Consider the following 18,122-nt stretch of genomic DNA (forward strand, 5'->3'; position numbering starts at 1 on the left):
AGCACGCGGAGGGCCGGCGTGTCGACGTCGTCGAACTGGCCGTCGCGGACGGCCCAGCGGAAGGCGGCGACGCCGGCGAGCGCCAGCGCGAGGGCGAGCGGGACGAGGACGTAGAGGACGTTCACAGGGGGGCGGTCACAGGAGGCCGCCGGAGCGGCGGAACGAGGGCTGCGCGAGCGCGAGGCCGACGACGGCGAGCGACGAGACGGGCATGGCGGCGGCGGCCACGAGCGGCGTGACCAGCCCGGCCACGGCCGCGGCGGCACCGACGGCGTTGTAGGCGAGCGAGAGCGCGAGGAGGCGGCGGAGCACGCGCATGGCCCTCGCGCTCCCGTCGAGCGCCTCGCGGAGCGGCTCCAACCCGCGGCGCGTGAGGAACACGTCGGCCGCGACGAGGGCCGCCGTCGTGCCGCCCCCCACGGCCGCGCCGACGTCGGCTTGGCGGAGCGCCGCGGCGTCGTTGACCCCGTCGCCGACCATGAGGACGGTGCGGCCGTCGGCCTGGAGCGCTTCGATCGCCTCGCGCTTGGCCTCGGGGGAGACGTGGCCTCGCGCTTGCTCCAGGCCCAACTGAGTGGCGACGGCCGCGACGGTCGCCGGGTGGTCACCCGAGAGGAGGTGGACCGCCTTGCCCTCGGCCGTCCACTGGCGGACGAGGGCGGCGGCCTCCGGACGGAGCCGGTCGCCCACGGCGAACACGGCGGCGGGGCGCCCGCCGACGGCGACGGCCACGGGCGTGTGACCGGCCTCGGCCCACGCCGCCAGCCGCCGGGGCCATTCGAAGCCAAGTGGGCCCGCCTCGGCCTCGATCCAGTCCGGCCGGCCGACGGACACGGGCCACCCGGCGACCGTCCCGCGGATGCCCTGTCCGGCGACGGCCTCGACGTCGGTCACGCGGCCCGGCCCCACGCCCCGCGCCCGCATGAGCGCGTCCGCGACGGGGTGCGTGGCGAGCGCGTCGAGCGTGGACGCGAGGTCGAGCGCGGCCTCGTCGCCCGCCCACGCGACCACCTCCATCCGCCCCTCGGTCAGCGTCCCCGTCTTGTCGAGGACGACCGTGTCGACCTCGGTCAGCCGCTGGACGGCCTCGTCGGACTTGACGAAGATGCCGGCACGGGCGGCCCGGCCCTGCGCCACGGCGAGCGCGAGCGGCGTCGCCATCCCGAGCGCGCACGGGCACGTGACGACGAGGAGCGCTGTGAGGTGGGCCGGCACCTGCGCCGGATCGAGCCACGCCCACAGCCCGGCCGTGAGCGCCGCCAGCGCCAGGACGCCCACGACGAAGTGGCCGCCCACGCGGTCGGCCCAGAGGACGACGGGCGCCCGCCGGACCTCGCCCTTTTCGACCCACGCCAGCAGGCGGCCCACGCGCGTCGCCTCGCCCACGGCCCGCACGCGGACCCGGAGCGGCGCCGTCAGGTTGGTCGTGCCCGCCTCGACCCCCGCGCCCTCGGCGACGGATTCCGGCCGCGCCTCGCCCGTTAGCGCCGCCCGGTCGAGCCGGCTCGCGCCGGCCTCCACGACACCGTCGACCGGCACGACCTCGCCCGCCGGGACCTCGACGAGGTCGCCGGGCCGGAGGGCATCCACCTCCACGACCTCGACCGTGCCGCGGGCCCCGACGCGGCGGGCCACGCGCGGGACGAGGGCGAGGAGCCGGTCGCTCGCCTCGGCCGCGAGGCGCCGGCTCCGGAGTTGGAGCCAGCGGGCCGTGAGGAGCGCCGCGATGAGGACCGCGATGGAGTCGAACCAGACCTCGCCGCGCCCGGCCAGCACGGCCCACGCGCTCTGCCCCGCGCCGACGCCGATCCCGAGCGCGATCGGCGTGTCGAGGTGGAGCCGCCGCAGGTCGTTCGCGCGCGCGGCCAGCGTGAGGGAGGCCCACGCGCGCTGAAAAAACGGGGCCGCGCCGTAGCCAACGGCCGGGACCGCCAGCGCCAGGCTGAACCACCGCGCGGCCTCGGCGAGCGCGCCCGTCGCGCCCGAGTACAGCGCGAACGCGACCAGCATCGTGTTGCCGGCGAGTGCCCACGCGACGCCCATCCGCACGAGGAGGCGCCGCTCCGCGTTCGTCGCCCGCCCGGCCTCGGGACGCGACGGCCGGGCGGCGTACCCGAACCGCGCGAGCCACCGCCCGACGTCGCCGAGGCGGACGACCTGGGGGTCGACGGCGACGGTTAGTCGGGCCCGCGCGAGGTCGAGCCGAGCGGCGGCCACGCCCTCGACCTCGTACGGCAGCCGCTCGATGAGCCACACGCACGCCGCGCAGTGGACGCCGTCGACGTAGAGGTCGGTCTCCCGGAGCCCGTCGTCGAGCGGTCGGGCCTCGGCGAGCGCCCCTGCCCGGTCGAGCTCGGCGAGTACGAGCGCCTCGGGCGCCTGCGCCCGGCTGGCCGCCCTCACGGCAGGTGCGAGCGTGCGGAGCCGGTCGTACGTGGCGCCGTAGCCGGCCTCCGCCAGCGCCTCGCGCACGACGGCGCAGCCCGTGCAGCAGCAGGCCTCGCCCGCGCCGGTACAGGCCGGCCGCTTGCCGACCGGCAGCCCGCAATGCGCGCAGGGCGCGTCGGCGGCGACCTCGCGCCCTCTCGCCGGCACGGTCGGGGTCATCGGGCGTCGGTCGGGTCGGAGGCGGAGGTGTCGGCGGGCGCCGTCTCCACGAGCCGCGCGCCGCCGTCGGACCGCGCGGCGAGGACTGTGACGACCGCCGCGCTGATGCTCATCGCCAGCAGGAGGACGATGAAGGCCGGCCACGCGACGTGCGGCGGCACGAGCGGCGGGCGGCGGTCGCGGGAGGCAGGCGGCGTCATGCGGGAGGAGAAGGTGTCGGCCCCGGGCACACCCTGTCAGAGCCGGAGCGGTGTCGGGTGTGCCCGAGGGGCCGACGGTGCCCCATCAGGATCGCCCGGTGACCGGGCCGCCCTCGCCTGCCCTGCCCCACCGCCCGGGCCAGCGGGAGTCGACGCCGCGTGCGGGGGCAGCCCCTACACCGTGCCGACCTTCCACAGGCCGAGCTTGACCTGGAACACGCCGGCCACCTGCTCGGCCCGCGCCTTCGCCAGGTCGGCCCGCGGGCCCGCGAACCGGGCGTCGACGGTCCGGCGGAACCGGTCGAGCCACCGGTCGAAGTGCCGCCGCTCCAGCCCCACGAGCCGCGCGTGCGGGGCGAACGGCCGTCCGCGGTAGGCGCCCGTCTGAAACACGACCGACGACCAGAACGCGACCATCGTCGGGAGGTGGGCCGCCCAGTCGACGTCGCGGAAGAACGAGCCGAGGTCCGGGTCCTCCGCGATTCCCCCGTAGAAGGCGGCCACGAGGGCGCGGACGTCCGCCTCGGTCTCGATGTCGGTAGGCATGGCAGTTAGCGGTTCGGGCCGAGGACCGTGAACGGGGCCTCCTCGACGGTCCCGTCCGAGAACGTCAGGCGGACGACCGCCTCCGCCTCGGCACCGACGTCGAACGTCTCGCCCGGGATCGTGATGACGCCGTTGACGCGGGCCATCGCGCGGCCGGCGACGGGCACCGGCGGCGTCGCGCCGAGGCGGAACGACCCGCCCGCGGGCGACAGCAACTCGGCCTCGAACGTCGCGTCGGACGCCGTCTGGTTCCGCACGCGGAGCGTGACCCGGTTCGCCACGCGCCCGTCGGCCAGCTCGAGATAGGGCTCGCCGACGGCCCGGATCACGTCGACGTCGTAGGCGTGGCGCGTCGTGAGGGCGACGGTGAACACGGTCGCGACGGCGACGAGGAGGAGGCCGTACGTCGCCGTCCGCCCGCGGAACACGCGGGTCGTCTCGCCCTCGAGCGCGCGCTCCGACGTGTAGCGGATGAGCCCGCGCCGCAGGTCAAGCTGGTCCATGATCGCGTCGCAGGCGTCGATGCACTGGGTGCAGGCGACGCACTCCATCTGGAGCCCGTCGCGAATGTCGATGCCCGTCGGGCACGTCCGGACGCAGGCCCCGCAGTCGATGCAGTCGCCGAGCGGCGGGCGCTCGCCGGCCTTCTCCTCGGCGATCTTCTTCTTGCCGCGCCGGGCCCGCGGCTCGCCCCGGGTCGGGTCGTACGAGACGATGAGCGAGTCGGGGTCGAGCAGGACCGACTGGAACCGCGCGTACGGGCACGCGATGGTGCACATCTGCTCACGGAAGATCCCGAAGTCGAACAGGACGAGCCCGGTCGTGAGCGTCGCGAGCACGAAGTAGCCCCAGTGCTCCGTCGGCGGCCCCGTCATCCACTCGATGAGCCGGTCCCACGCGACGAAGTAGGCCGTGAACGTGTGGGCCAGGAGCGCCGAGACGACGACGTAGACGGCCCACTTGGCCCCCTTCCGCCACGCCTTGTCGAGCGTCCACGACCCCTCGTCGCGCCGAGCGCGGACGTGCTCCGGCCCCTCGATCCACCGCTCGACCGGCCGGTACAGGAACTCGAGGTAGACCGTCTGCGGACATCCCCACCCGCACCACACACGCCCGAGGAGCGCCGTGACGAGCGCGATCGCCACGAGCGCCGCGATGCCGACGAGGAGCAGGAGGAAGGTGTCGGTCGGGTAGAACGTGAACCCGACGAACGTGAACTCCCGCGCGGCGAGGTCGAGGAGCACCGCCGGCCGGCCGCCGATCCGGACGATCGGGAGCGCGACGAAGAACGCGATGAGCGCCCAGCCGACGACCAGCCGGCGCCGCCAGAACCGGCCCGTCGAGGGCGTCGGGTAGAGCCAGCGGCGCGAGCCGTCGTTGCGGAGCGTCGAGAGGACCTCCTCCGGCGAGTCGAGGATGCCGACCTCGGAGGCGGGGACGAAGGCGGACACGTGGGATTCAGGGGTCTTGGACCGGAAGGTCCCGGTGCATGCCGGCGGCGGAGGGCGGAGGTCCGCCCGCGTCGGGGCCGGCGAGTCGCGCGGCGGCGTGTGGGGGGAGCCCTTACCCGGTCGGGGCAGGGGGGGGCGGGCACGCCGCGGAACGCCCGCCCCTCGGCCGGCCGGCCTCGGGCTCGAGACGGAGAAGGCGGAGTCCGGAATTGCAACCCCTTGTGTTTCTTCCGTACATCCTTCCGTCGCACGTCCGCCGGTCGATGTTCTCGCTCATCCCCGAAGTGATCCCCCTGGTGTGCCAGGCGCTGATGGCCGGCATCGCCGGGGCCTACGTCCTGTCGATCCCTCGGAAGACGCGCTCGGCGTGGTGGCTCGTGGTCCTGTTCGGGGGGCAGGTGGCGTTCGCGGGGTCGTACCTCCTCGGCGTGATGTCGGCGGGGCACGAAGGGTGGGCCATCCGTTTCAACATCGGGCTGTACGCGGGCGTGGCGCTGGCGGCATTCGCGGCGGTCCGCGTGAGCTACACGTTCCTCGCGCGGCCCTTCCGCCGGGAGGAGCGGGTGGCGTCGTGGGCGCTGGGCGGGGCCCTCGCCGCGCTGCTCGGGCTCGCGCTGTACGCGGGCGTCGTCATCGAGGCCTCGCTGCTCACGCCGCTGCTCTACGGGTACGGCCTGTACCTCGTCGCCGCGACGCTGTGGGCGCTGGGCGTCCACGTCCGGCAGGTGCGCCGCTTTCGGGGCCTCGCCGCCGAGGCGTCGTCCCGCGCCGCCAGCCAGCGCCGCGGGGCCACGGGCCACGTGATGATGGCCGGGCTCGTGGGCGTCATGCTCTCGCTGTCGGTCCTCAACGCGCTCGCGACGGTCGGCGTGCTCCCGCTCGTGGCGATCCAGTACGGGTCGCTGCTGGTCGAGCTCGTGTACGTGGTCGGGCTCGTGGTCGCGTTCATCAACTACGCCCCGGAGCCGACGACCGTCCAGGCCAAGCTCGTCGGCGTCTCGCTGGGGGTTGTCCTCGGGCTGCTCGGCGTGACGAGCCTGACGCTCCTCCGGTCGGGTGAGATCGCCGAGGCGGCCCGCAACGCGATCCCGGCCGAAGCGGCCGTCCAGTTCTCTCCCGACGGCGCCGGGGGCTACCGCGTGCTCACCGAGGCTGCCTCGGTCGCGCCGCCGGCGGGCGCGCGGCGCCTCGAGCCCGTGCCCCGGGAGGCCGGACGGACGTGGGGCGAGGCCATGGTCGAGCTCCCGTTCGCGTTCCGGATCGGCGGCGAGGCGCACCGCTCCCTCTCGTTGTCGCGCGTGCCGTACCTCGCCTTCGACGCTCCCGAGCCGTGCAGCGAGGTGTGCGTCGGCGTGAACCGGGCCCCGTCGCCCGACCACCCCATGGTCCTCGCCTACGTCGGCAGCGCCGACTACTCGGCCACCGACTGGCCAGCCGTGACGGCGTCGGCCGACCGCCTCGACGTGGTCTGGACGGTCGCCGGCCTCGACGGCCGGGCCTCCGAGCACCGCGCGACGCTCTGGGCGGACGGGACCGTCGAGATCGCCTACCGGGGCGAGGCGCAGCGCCCGCGGATCGGCTCGGCCGGGCTCCACCCCGGCGGTACGAGCCATGTCGCGGCGTCCTTCGCCGAGGCTGTGCCCCCGTCGGTCGCGGCGGGCGCCGCGCTCGTCGACCCGTACGGCGCGCGGTTCGCGGCGCTCGCCCACCTCCGGACAGCCCGCGTGCTCCCGATCGTGTTCGGCGCCGCGGGCTTCGTCCTCGTCCTGGTGCCGCTGTTCCTGCGGCGCGGCGTGCTCGGCCCGCTGGCGGCCCTCCTCGACGGCGTCGAGCGGGTCGACCGCGGCGACCGCGACGTCCACGTCGACCCGGGCGCGAACGACGAGTTCGGGACGCTCACGCGCCGGTTCAACACGATGACGGCCTCGCTCGGGACGGCCGAGGACCGGCTCCGCCAGTATGCCGGGGAACTGGAAGAGCGGGTCGCCGAGCGGACGCGGGAGTTGGAGTCGGCCAACGCCGACCTCGCCGAGAAGCACGACGCCCTGGAGGCCTCGCTCGCCGAGCTCCACGCGGCGCAGGATCGGCTCGTGCAAGCCGAGAAGCTGGCGTCGCTGGGGCGCCTCACGGCGGGGATCGCCCACGAGATCAAGAACCCGCTCAACTTCGTGACCAACTTCGCCGGGCTGGCCCAGGAAGCCGTCGGTGACCTCCGCGCGGCGCTCCTCGACGGCGACCTCGACGAGGCCCAGGCGCTCCTCGGTGATCTCGCCTTCAACGCGGAGCGGATCGAGCACCACGGCCGGCGGGCCGATCGGATCGTGCAGGGCATGCAGCTCCACGCGCGCGGGTCCAGCGGCGAGCGCGTCGCGAGCGAGCTCAACGACCTGCTCCGGCTCGCGGCCGAGGGCGCGGTCCGGACCCACGCGGCCCGCGTCGGCGGCGACGGGCTGGCGCCCATCGACCTCGACCTGGGCCCCGACGTCGGGGCGGTGCTGGTGGTGCCGGAGGGCGTGCTGCAGGTGGCCGCGAGCCTGCTCGACAACGCGCTCTACGCGACGGCCGAGGCGGGGGCCGCCACGCCCGTCCGCCTGTCGTCGAGGCGAACGGACGGCGTCGTCGAGGTCCGCGTGAGCGACGGCGGGCCGGGCATGGACGCCGACACGCTCGCCCGGCTGTTCGAGCCGTTCTTCACCACGAAGTCGCCCGGCGAGGGGACCGGCCTCGGCCTCTCGCTCGCCTACGACATCGTGACGGCCGGGCACGGCGGCCAGATCGAGGTCGACAGCCGACCGGGCGCGGGGACCACGGTGACGGTCCGCCTCCCGGCCGGCGGGTAGGGGCCCTCCGCCTCGGCGCCGAGGCGGCGACGGCCGTGGCTAGAGCGTGACGGGGACGAGGTCGCCCTGGGGCTCCTTCGGGTTGGGCGGGTCCGTCCCCTGGAGCGAGTAGACGTAGGCCAGGACCTGCGCTCGCTCCTCCTCGCCGAGCTGGTCCTGCATCGGCGGCATCCCCTTCTCGGGGAAGCCCTCCGCGATGGAGGTCCAGACCTCGGCCGGTGCCGCACCGTGGATCCAGTGCTCGTCGGTGAGGTTCGGGCCGATGGTGCCCTCGCCGTTCTGGCCGTGGCAGGCGGCACAGATGGCGGTGAAGGTCGCGGCGCCGGCCTCCGCCATCGCGGCGTCGGTCGCGTACTCGCGGAGCGCGCCCTCGTCCGTCTTGAAGGCCGGCCCGGTCGAGGCGTACTCCAGGCGGACCTGCTCCAGCCGCTCGCCGGCCTCGGCGAAGTCGTCGCCGTAATCGTCGATCCAGTCGAACACGTGGACGCCGAGCATGTAGACCGGCGCGAACAGGATGCCCGCCCAGAACAGGGCGACCCACCAGCCCGGCATCGGGTTGTCGTACTCGCGGATCCCGTCGTAGGTGTGGCCCTGGATCACGCGGTCGACTGTCCCCTCGCCGACGGCCGGCTCGGGGAGAGCCGGCTCGGCCGGGTCGCGGAGTGGGGACTCCGGGTCGGGGACGGTTTGGCTCGGGTCGTTGTCGCCCGCGGCGGAAGGGGGGAGCGGGGCGTCAGGCATCGTCACGGGGGAAGAACTCGGGGGCGTCGTCGAGCGGCTGGCGTTTGATCGCGTCGCGCGTCGACTTCGTGAGGGTGAGCGCGTAGGCCACGACGAGCACGAAGGCCACGACGAAGGCCACGACGGCGACCTCGGCGGCGGCGCCCGTCTCGAGCGCGCGGATGGCGTCTTTCCACATGGCGGTGTCGGCTAGGGTGCGGTGTCGGTGGCCGGCGTCGGCGGCGGACCGATCTCCATGTCGGTCTCGGGGTTCGGGTCCTCGCGGACCTCCGGGCCCTCGCCCTCACCGAACGTGGTCTCGTAGATCTCCTGGACCTCGTGGGCCTCGAGGTCGCCCTCGGCCCGCGTCCGCTCGGCGTCGATGGCCCGGGCGCGGTCGACGCCGAGGCGCTGGAGGTAGGCCACGAGGGCTGTGATCTCGCGGTCGGCGAGGCGCTCGGGGCCGCCCTGCGCGGCGACGCCGGCCGCGATCGTGTCGGCCTGGGCGCGGGCGTCGGCGACGGCCGAGGCGATCTGGGCGTCGGTGTAGGGAACGCCGAGGCGGCGGAGCCCGCGCATCTTGCCCGGGAGATCGTCGAGCGAGACGGGCGTCGTGAGGAGGTGGGGGTAGCGCGGCATGATCGAGCGGGGGCTCGTGCTCCGCGGGTCCTCCATGTGGCGGACGTGCCAGAGGTCGGGGTACTTCCCGCCGAGGCGGGCGAGGTCGGGGCCGGTCCGCTTCGAGCCCCACAGGTGCGGCGTCTCGTAGGCGCCCTCGCCGGCGACGGAGTACGGCCCGTACCGCATCTCCTCGTCCTGGAACGGCCGGACCTGCTGGCTGTGGCAGTTGTTGCAGCCCTCGGCGATGTAGAGGTCGCGGCCGGCCAGCTCCAGCGGCGAGTACGGCTCGAGCGTCTCGATGGGCTCGACGGCCCCGCCGACGAGGAAGATCGGGGCGAACTCGACGACGGTCCCCACGAGGATGGCCAGCGTCGTCAGGACGGTGAACACGAGGGGCCAGCCTTCGAGGCGGCGGTGGGCGCCGTTGGCGCGGAAGAAGCGCTTCATCGGGGGCTAGGCGAGGGCGGGGGCGGGCGTGTTCTGGCCGTCGCCCCGCGCGCCGAGGCGCGGGACGGCGACGGCCGGGTCCGGGAGGTCCTTCGGCGCGCGGCGGATGGTCGCGAACAGGTTCCAGATCATGAGCACCACGCCCAGCAGGTACATCGTCCCGCCGATCAGCCGGACCCAGTACATCGGGCGGACCTGGATGACGGTCTCGACGAAGTCGGGGTAGAGCAGCCGGCCGGCGTCGTCGAAGGCCCGCCACATCAGGCCCTGCGTGATGCCCGACGTGTACATCGCGAGGACGTAGAGCAGGATGCCGACCGTCCCGATCCAGAAGTGCCAGGTCGCCAGCTTCTGGCTCCACAGCGGGCGCCGCCACAGGCGCGGGACGAGCCAGTAGATCATCCCGAAGGTCATGAACCCGTTCCACCCGAGCGCGCCCGAGTGGACGTGGGCGATGTTCCAGTCGGTGTAGTGGCTGAGCGCGTTGACCGTCTTGATCGAGAGCATCGGGCCCTCGAAGGTGGCCATCCCGTAGAACGTGATGCCGACGACGAACATCTTGAGGACCACGCTGTCGCGGAGCTTGTGCCACGCGCCGCGGAGCGTGAACAGGCCGTTGATCATGCCGCCCCACGACGGCATCCACAGCATCACGCTGAACACCATGCCCAGCGTCGCCGCCCACTCGGGGACCGACGTGTAGTTCAGGTGGTGCGGCCCGGCCCAGATGTAGATGAACACCAGGCTCCAGAAGTGGACGATCGAGAGCCGGTACGAGAACACCGGCCGCTCGGCCGCCTTCGGGAGGAAGTAGTACATCAGCCCGAGGAACGGCGTCGTCAGGAAGAAGGCGACGGCGTTGTGGCCGTACCACCACTGGATGAGCGCGTCCTGGACCCCCTTGTAGATCGGGTAGCTCTTGGTGAGCGAGATCGGGAGCGCGAGGCTGTTCCCGATGTGGAGCACCGCGACCGTCACGATCGTCGCGATGTAGAACCACAGCGCGACGTACATGTGCTTCTCCCGCCGCCGCGCGAGCGTCCCGAAGAAGTTGACGGCGAACACGACCCACACCACGGCGATCGCGATGTCGATGGGCCACTCGAGCTCGGCGTACTCCTTCGACGTCGTGATCCCGAGCGGGAGCGTGATGGCCGCCGCGACGATGATGGCCTGCCAGCCCCAGAAGTGGAACCGGCTCATCCCGTCGGAGAACATCCGCGCCTTGCACAGCCGCTGCGTGCTGTAGTAGATGGCCGCGAAGATGGCGTTGCCGGCGAAGGCGAAGATGACCGCGTTCGTGTGGAGCGGGCGGAGCCGGCCGAACGAGAGGTACTCGCCGAGGTTGGCCTCGGGGAACGGGAGCTGGAGCGCGATGAGCGCGCCGACGGCCATCCCGATGAACCCCCAGAGCGAGGTCGCGAGGACGAACCAGCGGACGATCTGGTCGTCGTACGTGAACACCTCGAACCGCGACGCCCCCTCGGCGGAGGCGACGGTCGTGGCGGGCGGCGTGAGCGTGTCGGCCATGGGCGGGCGTGGGGCGGTCGGGACGGACCCAAGAGACCGACGGCCCCGCCCGTCCCGTGACGGTCCCCCGCGACGCGCTCGGCCGGGCGCTCCCGGCGCCCCGTGTAGGGGCGCCCCCTACGGATGGCCGACGGCATCGGGAACGCTCCGCCCCGTCCGGTCGCCGCGCCCCGCTGGCGGCAGGACGAGGCCTCGCCCATGTTGGAGCCGTCACTCTCCGCCAACGCCATGACGCTCAACATGGGCCGTACCGACCGCCGGCTCCGCGCGGTCGCCGCCATCCTCCTCGTCGCGCTCGTCCTGTTCGTCACCGACGGCGCGCTCGACTGGGTCCTCGGGGCCGTCGCCGTCGTCCTCGGCGTGACCGCGGCCGTCGGGACGTGCCCGGCCTACCTCCCGTTCGGGATCTCGACGCGCGACCGGACGGTCGCCTAACCGACGACGGCCGGGGCCGCTCTGGAAGCGGCCCCGGTGCCCTCAACCGGCCGAGGCCCGGAGCACGTCGCGGACCGTGAGGATCCCGGCGAGCGCCCCGTCCTCGTCGACCACGAGGAGGCTCGATACCTCGGCCTCGACCATCTGGCGGGACGCCTCCGCCAGCGGCACGTCGAGGCCGACGGTCTGGAGGTCCGTCGTCATGAGGTCGGCGGCCGTGCGCGCGAGCGTGTCGACGTCGCGGTGCGTCTCGGCGGGCGTGTCGAGGAACGGGCTGATGGCGGCGAGCACGTCGCGGTCGGAGACGACGCCGACGGGCCGCCCGTCCTCGACGACGGGGACGTGGTGGAACCGGCGGCTCCGGAAGAGCGCCCGGATCTCGATGAGGCCCGCCTCGGGGGCGACGGCGGCGGGGTCCGGGGTCATCCAGTCGGCGACGGTCATGGGGGCGGTGGCGGTGCGGGCGGTCATCGGATCGGGGGAGAGGTGGGGAGACGGCCCAGCCCGACCCGCGCTTGGCGGGCCTCGACGGGGCCGAACGGGGTCGTGATGGGGCGACCGGCGCGGTCCGGGGGCGGCTCGTCCTCCGGCGCGACCTCGGCGACGTCGCGGAGCGGGCGCCGCGGGGTCCCGCCCTCCTCGACGGGCCGCCCGAGGCGGAAGAGGAGCTGCGGGTACCCCCCGCCGACGACGGCGGCCAACCGCCGACGCCAGCCGCCGTTCACCTCGATCGGCTCGTTGGCGTACGACACGGCGAGGCCTCGATCCGCCGCGACCAGGAGCATCTCGCCGAGGGCGAGACCGGCGGCCAGCCACGCGCTCGGCGTGTCGGTCTCGGTCCCGAGCACGGCCACGGCCGGGGCGTTCTCGATCAGCCGAGCCTTGTGGCGGGCCACGGCCGCCGCCGGCGTGCGGACGTCGGCGCGGCGGTCCCACGGCCCCTGGTCCCCGTCGCGGACGCCGTCGGGGCGCGGGTCGCCGTCGGGCCGGAGCCACGCGCGGACGTCGGCGACGACGCCGGAGTCCTGGGCCTGGACGCGGACGGCCTCGTCGACCAGCCGCGCCACCATCTCCTTGTCGTCCGGGGTCGTGAGGAGGCGCAGCCACGCGTCGTCCTGCGCGACGGCGCCCATCAGGGCCGCGGCGAGGTCGTCGGGGATCGGCTCGTCGGCGAGGGCGCGGCGGTGCGTGTGGCGGAGCGCGATGGCCCGGAAGAGGCGGTCGTCGGCCGGAGGCGCGGCGGGCTCGAACGTGACGCGCGCGAGGAGGTCGAGGTCGTCGGCCTGGGGGAACGGCTCGATGAGGGCGCGGAGGCCGTGGTGGAGGGCCGCCACGCGGAGGACGGCGAGCGCGGCGCCGCAGCTCACGGTCAGCTCCCGGCCGTGCGGGTCGAGGGCCGGCAGCTGGCGGCGGCGGTCGGCGCGGAGCTCGACGGCGTCGCCGGCGATCCGGAACGCCCACGGCTGCGTGTTGAGGACGCTCGGCGCGTGGCGCGTGGCGTCGAGGATGGCGAGGAGCCGGTCGCGGTCGGTCATCGGTTCGGCGGCTAGCGGACGGTGAGGACGGGGCAGTGGAGCCGTCGGAGCGCGGCCTCGGTCACGCTCCCGAACACGGCGTGGGCCAGCCCGCGTCGGCCGTGCGTGCCCATCACGACGGCCCCGGCGCCGAGCGCCTCGGCGCGGCGGGCGATGGCCTCGGCCGGGTCGCCGTGCGCGACGCACGTGCCGACGGCGTCGGCGCCCGCGTCGGCCGCGAACGCGCGGAGGTCGGCCTCGGCGGGTTCGTCGGGCGGCGGCGCCACGGCGAGGCTCCCCGCGACCGCGAGGGCCGTCTCGCCGACGGCGTCCATCACGAACACGGTCTCGATCTCGGCGCCGGTCAGCTCGGCCAGCGCCACGCCGACGGCGACGGCGCGGCCGCTCTGCGCCGAGAAGTCGACGGGGACGAGGACGGGCCGGCCGGGGCCGGGCAGCCGTGCCGTCGCCTCGTTCGGAACGACGAGGACCGGGCACGCCGACTGGCGGACGGCCGCCTCGGCCACGCTCCCGAGGCGGAACCGCTGGAGCCCGCGCCGGCCGTGCGTCCCCAGCACGAGCGTCGCCGCGCCGACGCGCTCGGCGTAGGCCACGACGGCCGCGGCCGCGTCGGACCGGGTGGTGACTTCGACGTGCGGCGCCAGCTCGGCGAACGCCCCGTCGCCGAGGGCGCAGTCGACGTACAGCTCGACGATGGCGCCCGCGGCCTCGATGGCGACCTCGGACTCGCCGCTGAGCATGGGGAGGACCGTGACGAGGTGGAGCGGACCGGTGGTCCGGGCGGCGAGCTCGGCGGCCGCGACGAGCGCGGGCTCGGAGGCCGGGTCGAGGTCGAGGGCGCAGACGACGGGGGCGAAGGCGGTCATGGGGTCGGAGGCAGACGACGGCAACCTCCCTCACGCCCCTCGTTCCTCCTGCCGGGCCGGTCGCCGTCTCCAGCCCGGGGCCGCGCCCGAGTCCGCGTGGGGCCTCCCCCTACGCGGCGGCGCGCACCGGAAACAGCAGCTCGCGGACCTGCCGGGCCGCGGCCACGTCGGCGGTCGAGCCGCCCCGCGCGCCGGCCCAGGTCGGCGTCGCCTCGATCTCGACGGTCCACAGGACGCGCCCGCCGTCGAGCGCGCGTCGCCGTGGCCCGTTGGCTGCTGCCGCCCGGCAGATGCGGACGAGCGTCGTCCCGCTGGCGGTCGCCTCCGCGACGGCGTCGAGGTCCTGGATGGGCGGCGGCTCGACGAGGACGACGGCGTGCCCGTCGGGCAGGAGCTCGCGGGCGCCCCGCACCAGCGCCGGCACGTCGCGGCCGACGGCGAGCGCGAGGGCCTCGGCCCGTCCGTAGAGCGAGACGACGCGCTCGACCTCGGCGAGCGCCTGGGCCGACCCGGCCGGGTCGGTCGCGCCTACGGCCACGTGCGCCACGGCCGCCAGCCGTGCCGCGATGGTCTCGGCGAGCGGCCCCGTGCCCACCACGAGCGCCGCCCGCTCCTCTGGGACCGCGGCGATCATGTCGCCTCCGTCCCGAGGTCGCACACCTCCGGCCGCGCGGCGAGGAGGGCAGCCGCGGCCGCCAGCACGTCGGGCGTCTCGGCCTCGACGAGCGCCACGAGGCACCCGCGGATGGCCTCGACCGAGGTCACCACGAGGGCTGTCTGGCGGAGGGCGTTGACGGCGGCGACGGGGTCGGCGCCGGGCAGGAGGTCGAAGGCGAGGGTCGCGGTCACGGTGGGAGCAGGAAGGCCGTCCCAGGATCGCGCCCGCCCCGGCGCCCTCACGAACGGCGTCGGCGCACGCCTCTGCCGGGGCAGCCCCCACAGGAGATTCCTGACCGCTGCCGGCGTCCGGGAGTCGCCCGAGGCGGGCGGAGCCGGTCCACCGCGGTGCCTCCGCTCCGATCGGGGCGAGCAAGACCGTGCGACCCCGTCCTATGGGAGGTCGGGGACGTCGCAGAACGGCACGAGCCAGCCTCCGGCCACTCGCCCGATCACCTGATCGCGACCCCGCTCGGTCCCTAGTCCGCCCGGTTGTCCTCGACCCAGCGGACGGCGTGGGCGATGAGCTCGGTCGAGTTCGTGAGCCCCAACTTCGTCTTGATCCGGGCCCGGTAGCTCTCGACGGTCTTGACCGAGAGGTGGAGGCGCTCGGCGACCTCCTTCGTCTCGACGCCCCGCCCGGTCATCTCGAACACCTCGAGCTCGCGGTCGGAGAGCACCTCCAGCGGCGACGCCATCGGGTCGCGCCCGGCGGCGGCGCCGAACAGCATCTTGTCCTTGACGTCCTCGGACAGGAAGATGCCCCCGCGGAGGACGGTCCGGACGGCCTCGACGATCTTCTCGCCGGCCTCCAGCTTGGAGACGTAGCCCTTGGCGCCGGCGCGGACGGCGCGCTCGGCGTAGAGGCTCTCGTCGTGGCGCGAGACGACGAGCGTCCGGGTCTGGGGCCGGATCGTCTGGAGGTGCTTCACCAACTCGATCCCGCCCATCCCCGGCAACGAGAGGTCGACGACGACGAGGTCCGGATCGAGCCGGTCGACCACGTCGAGGGCCTCCTCGGCGTCGGCGGCCTGGCCCACGATCTCGAAGTCGGGCTCGTCGTCGAGCGTCATAGCGAGGCCCGTGCGGAGGAGCGGGTGGTCGTCGACGAGGAGGATCTTGGTGGAGAGGCTCATCTCAGGCGGTTCGGGAGGGATCGGAGGGGAGCGGGCCGTCGTGGCGGATCGTGCAGGTCACGACGGTCCCGCCGTCGGGCCCGGGGCGGACGTCGAGCTCGCCGCCGGCCACGCGCGCCCGGTAGTGCATGATCCGGACGCCCATGCCGCGGTCGTCGTGGGGGCGGACGGGCGCGTCGGGCGTACCGCCGGCCTGCGCGGCCTCGATGCCGACCCCGTCATCCTCGACGCGGAGGCGCGTCTGGCGATCCCCGCCGGCGAGCGCCACGACGACGTGGCGGGCGCGGCCGTGGCGGGCCGCGTTCGAGACGGCCTCCTGGGCGATCCGGTAGAGGTGCGTGGCCGTCGTGGCGGGAAGCGTGGGGTCGCTGCCGGTCCGCTCGACGCGGCAGTCGAGGCCGAGGAGGCGGCCGGCGTGATCCGCCAGCCGCTCGAGCGCGTCGGCCAGGCCGCCGGCCTCGACGTCGACGGGGACGAGGCCGCGGGCGATGGCGCGGGCGTAGCCGTCGGCCTCGTCGAGGAGCGTCACGAGCTCGTCGGCGAGGGGGGCCTCGGCGCTGTCCTCGGCCCGGAGCCGCTTCGCGAGGCGCCGGGCGCGGAGGCCGGTCCCGGTGAGCATCTGGCCGAGCCCGTCGTGGAGGTCCTGCCCGATCCGCCGCCGCTCGTCCTCCGCCGTCCGGAGCACGACCCGCTCGAGCTCCCGCCGCTCCGAGATGTCGCGGACGAGCCCGACGAAGATCTGGCGCCCGTCCGGCAGCCGGACGTCGTTGACGGCGAGGTCCATCGGGAACGTCTCGCCCGATTTCCGCCGCCCGACGACCTCCCGCCCGATCCCGATGATCCGGCGGCGGCCGGTCTCGTGGTAGGCCCGGATGTAGCCCTCGTGCTCGGAGTGGTACGGCTCCGGCATCAGCATGTCGATCCGCTGGCCCACCACCTCGTCGCGGGCGTAGCCGAACGTCCGCTCGGCGGCCGGGTTGAACCGCTCGATCCACCCCTCGGCGTCGATCGTGATGACGGCGTCGACGGTCGACTCGAAGATGGCCGCCAGCGCGGCGCTCTCGGTGGGGTCGGGGGAGGGCGGGGGCACGGCGGAGAGCTCGGGGACGCCCCAATATCCGGCGGCCCGTCTCCCTCCGCGTGGGTCATCCGCCGGCCGTCGCGAGAACGTCGTCGATGGGCCGACGGGGCGTGCCGGGCGTCTCGACGGGCGTGCCGAGGCGGAGCACGACCTGCGCGTGGCCCACGCCCGCAACGGCCGAGACCTCGGGCCGCAGGTCGTCCACCTCGGTCGGCTGGTTGAAGTAGCTCGCGGCGAGGCCGTGCGCGGCGCCGAGCAGGAGGACGTGCTGGAGCGCGGCGCCGGCGAGGGCCCACGCGGCCCGGTCGTCGGCGTCGGTGGCGACGACGAGGAGCGCGGGGGCGCCGGCCACGAGCGCCCGGGTCTCGGCGATGGCGAAGCGCGGGTCGGCGTGGAGGTGGCCCATCCGGCCCCACCCGCCCCACGGCACGTCGGCGACGCCGTCGGGGCGGTCGTCGCCAGCGCCCCGGGCCCAGGCCCCGATCTCCTCCAGCGACTCGTGATCGCTCTGGGCACGGATCGCGCGCCCGACGAGGTCGGCCAGGGCCGCCTTGTCGGCGTCGGCCGTCAGGACGTGGAGGCGGGCCCCCTCGGCCTCGGAGGCCCCGTGGAGCCGGGCGAGGAGCCCGACCGGGACCTCGAGGTCGGCGTAGGGCGCCCGGTTCGTGTGGCGCGCTTTGATGGCCCGGAAGAGCGTCTCCTCCGACGCCGTCGGCGGCGCGTGGCCCGTCAGGCGAAGCGTCCCGACGAGGTCCGGGGCGTCGTCCGGCCCGGCGACCTCCACGGCGACGGTCTCGCCGTAGTGGCGGGCCGCCAGCCGGAGCGTGAAGAGGGCGGCCCCGCACGACACGACGGCCTCCCGCCCCTCGGGGTCGACGGCCGCCAGCACCCGTGACCGGTCGACGAAGACGGACACCCTGTCGCCGTCGACGCGGAACCGCCACGGCTGCGTGTTGAGCACGCTCGGGGCCTGGACGGCCCACCGGAGCATGGCCGTGAGCCGCTCGTCGGGTCGAGCGTCGGCGGGGACGTCGGCGTCGGTGACGGCGCGCGGGGCGACGGACGAGGGGAGCGTGGGGCGGCGGGCGATGTTCATGGGAGTGTCAATTCGCGGCGACGAGGGTGAACGTGACCGGCACGGCGTAGCGGACGCGGACGGGCCGCCCGCGCTGCTGGCCGGGGGTGAAGCGGCTCTCCGTGACTGCCTTCAGCGCCGCTTCCGTCAGCAGTGGGTTCGGCGTGCGGAGGACGACGGGGTCGATGACGTTCCCCCGCTCGTCGACGACGAACTGGACGACGACCTGCCCCTCGACGCCGGCGCGGATCGCCAGCTCGGGGTAGACCAGCCGGCTCTGCAGGCCGGCCAGCCCGCCGATCAGTTCGGGCTGCACCTCGGCGACCTCGAAGATCTCGGGCTCGGTCGGCTCGGGATCCGGCGGGGGCGGCGGCG

The 18,122-nt window shown here is 74.9% G+C and carries 18 protein-coding genes and 1 pseudogene; 2 read left to right on the forward strand and 17 right to left on the reverse strand.

The features are described 5' to 3' along the window. From ccoS to ccoG, 5 genes are all read right to left on the reverse strand, one after another. The coding region (gene ccoS / locus BSZ37_RS22765) for a cbb3-type cytochrome oxidase assembly protein CcoS (protein ID WP_095509549.1) at positions 1-125 on the reverse strand (125 nt) is incomplete at its 3' end. Between the two features lie 10 nt (positions 126-135). Further along, complete coding sequence (locus tag BSZ37_RS05335) at positions 136-2,607, reverse strand: heavy metal translocating P-type ATPase (RefSeq protein ID WP_143537562.1); 2,472 nt, start codon at positions 2,605-2,607, stop codon at positions 136-138. Beyond that, positions 2,604-2,807: a hypothetical protein gene (locus BSZ37_RS05340; protein ID WP_095509551.1), complete on the reverse strand. Its 204-nt coding sequence runs from the start codon at positions 2,805-2,807 to the stop codon at positions 2,604-2,606. The genes BSZ37_RS05335 and BSZ37_RS05340 overlap by 4 nt, the downstream gene beginning before the upstream one ends. Before the next feature lie 174 nt (positions 2,808-2,981). Next, complete coding sequence (locus BSZ37_RS05345; RefSeq protein WP_095509552.1) at positions 2,982-3,353, reverse strand: group III truncated hemoglobin; 372 nt, start codon at positions 3,351-3,353, stop codon at positions 2,982-2,984. Between the two features lie 5 nt (positions 3,354-3,358). Next, positions 3,359-4,804, reverse strand: coding sequence for a cytochrome c oxidase accessory protein CcoG (gene ccoG / locus BSZ37_RS05350; protein ID WP_179299489.1), 1,446 nt, complete (start codon positions 4,802-4,804; stop codon positions 3,359-3,361). A 263-nt stretch (positions 4,805-5,067) separates the two neighbouring features. Between ccoG and BSZ37_RS05355 the strand changes: the two genes are divergently transcribed. Then, entirely contained in the window at positions 5,068-7,644 is a 2,577-nt protein-coding gene (locus BSZ37_RS05355; protein WP_143537563.1) for an ATP-binding protein, read from the forward strand. A 39-nt stretch (positions 7,645-7,683) separates the two neighbouring features. Here the strand turns inward: BSZ37_RS05355 and BSZ37_RS05360 are convergent, their stop codons facing one another. From BSZ37_RS05360 to ccoN, 3 genes and pseudogenes are all read right to left on the reverse strand, one after another. Beyond that, on the reverse strand, positions 7,684-8,385 hold the full coding sequence (locus BSZ37_RS05360; RefSeq protein WP_095509555.1) for a cbb3-type cytochrome c oxidase N-terminal domain-containing protein: 702 nt from the start codon (positions 8,383-8,385) through the stop codon (positions 7,684-7,686). After that, the gene (locus tag BSZ37_RS05365) at positions 8,378-8,563 is read right to left on the reverse strand and encodes a hypothetical protein (RefSeq protein ID WP_095509556.1); all 186 of its coding nucleotides are present in this window, start codon (positions 8,561-8,563) and stop codon (positions 8,378-8,380) included. The genes BSZ37_RS05360 and BSZ37_RS05365 overlap by 8 nt, the downstream gene beginning before the upstream one ends. A gap of 11 nt (positions 8,564-8,574) precedes the next feature. Further along, positions 8,575-10,962 (reverse strand): annotated as a pseudogene (gene ccoN / locus BSZ37_RS22345) (cytochrome-c oxidase, cbb3-type subunit I). A gap of 123 nt (positions 10,963-11,085) precedes the next feature. On the opposite strand from ccoN, the gene BSZ37_RS05375 reads away from it, so the two are divergent. Beyond that, complete coding sequence (locus BSZ37_RS05375; RefSeq protein ID WP_218830409.1) at positions 11,086-11,397, forward strand: YgaP family membrane protein; 312 nt, start codon at positions 11,086-11,088, stop codon at positions 11,395-11,397. 42 nt (positions 11,398-11,439) lie between these two features. Here BSZ37_RS05375 and BSZ37_RS05380 read toward each other — a convergent pair whose 3' ends face one another. From BSZ37_RS05380 to BSZ37_RS05415, 9 genes are all read right to left on the reverse strand, one after another. Then, entirely contained in the window at positions 11,440-11,868 is a 429-nt protein-coding gene (locus BSZ37_RS05380; protein ID WP_095509557.1) for a CBS domain-containing protein, read from the reverse strand. Then, positions 11,865-12,932, reverse strand: coding sequence for an Acg family FMN-binding oxidoreductase (locus BSZ37_RS05385; RefSeq protein ID WP_095509558.1), 1,068 nt, complete (start codon positions 12,930-12,932; stop codon positions 11,865-11,867). The genes BSZ37_RS05380 and BSZ37_RS05385 overlap by 4 nt, the downstream gene beginning before the upstream one ends. 11 nt (positions 12,933-12,943) lie before the next feature. After that, positions 12,944-13,798 (reverse strand): universal stress protein, encoded by an 855-nt coding sequence (locus BSZ37_RS05390; RefSeq protein ID WP_095509559.1) that lies wholly within the window; start codon positions 13,796-13,798, stop codon positions 12,944-12,946. A 109-nt stretch (positions 13,799-13,907) separates the two neighbouring features. Next, entirely contained in the window at positions 13,908-14,432 is a 525-nt protein-coding gene (locus tag BSZ37_RS05395) for a hypothetical protein (protein WP_095509560.1), read from the reverse strand. Then, the gene (locus tag BSZ37_RS05400) at positions 14,429-14,647 is read right to left on the reverse strand and encodes a hypothetical protein (RefSeq protein ID WP_095509561.1); all 219 of its coding nucleotides are present in this window, start codon (positions 14,645-14,647) and stop codon (positions 14,429-14,431) included. Before BSZ37_RS05400 ends, BSZ37_RS05395 begins: the two co-directional genes overlap by 4 nt. Positions 14,648-14,934: 287 nt before the next feature. Then, on the reverse strand, positions 14,935-15,591 hold the full coding sequence (locus BSZ37_RS05405) for a response regulator (protein WP_095509562.1): 657 nt from the start codon (positions 15,589-15,591) through the stop codon (positions 14,935-14,937). Position 15,592: 1 nt separating this feature from the next. Then, a complete protein-coding gene (locus BSZ37_RS05410; protein ID WP_179299490.1) occupies positions 15,593-16,681 on the reverse strand; it encodes a sensor histidine kinase in 1,089 nt (362 codons plus the stop codon). A 55-nt stretch (positions 16,682-16,736) separates the two neighbouring features. Beyond that, complete coding sequence (locus BSZ37_RS21420; RefSeq protein ID WP_143537565.1) at positions 16,737-17,768, reverse strand: Acg family FMN-binding oxidoreductase; 1,032 nt, start codon at positions 17,766-17,768, stop codon at positions 16,737-16,739. Positions 17,769-17,775: 7 nt separating this feature from the next. Continuing rightward, positions 17,776-18,122 (reverse strand): energy transducer TonB (locus BSZ37_RS05415; protein WP_179299491.1); only part of this gene is annotated, 347 nt, incomplete at its 5' end.

Source organism: Rubrivirga marina, assembly GCF_002283365.1.
Taxonomy (GTDB): Bacteria; Bacteroidota; Rhodothermia; order Rhodothermales; family Rubricoccaceae; genus Rubrivirga; species Rubrivirga marina.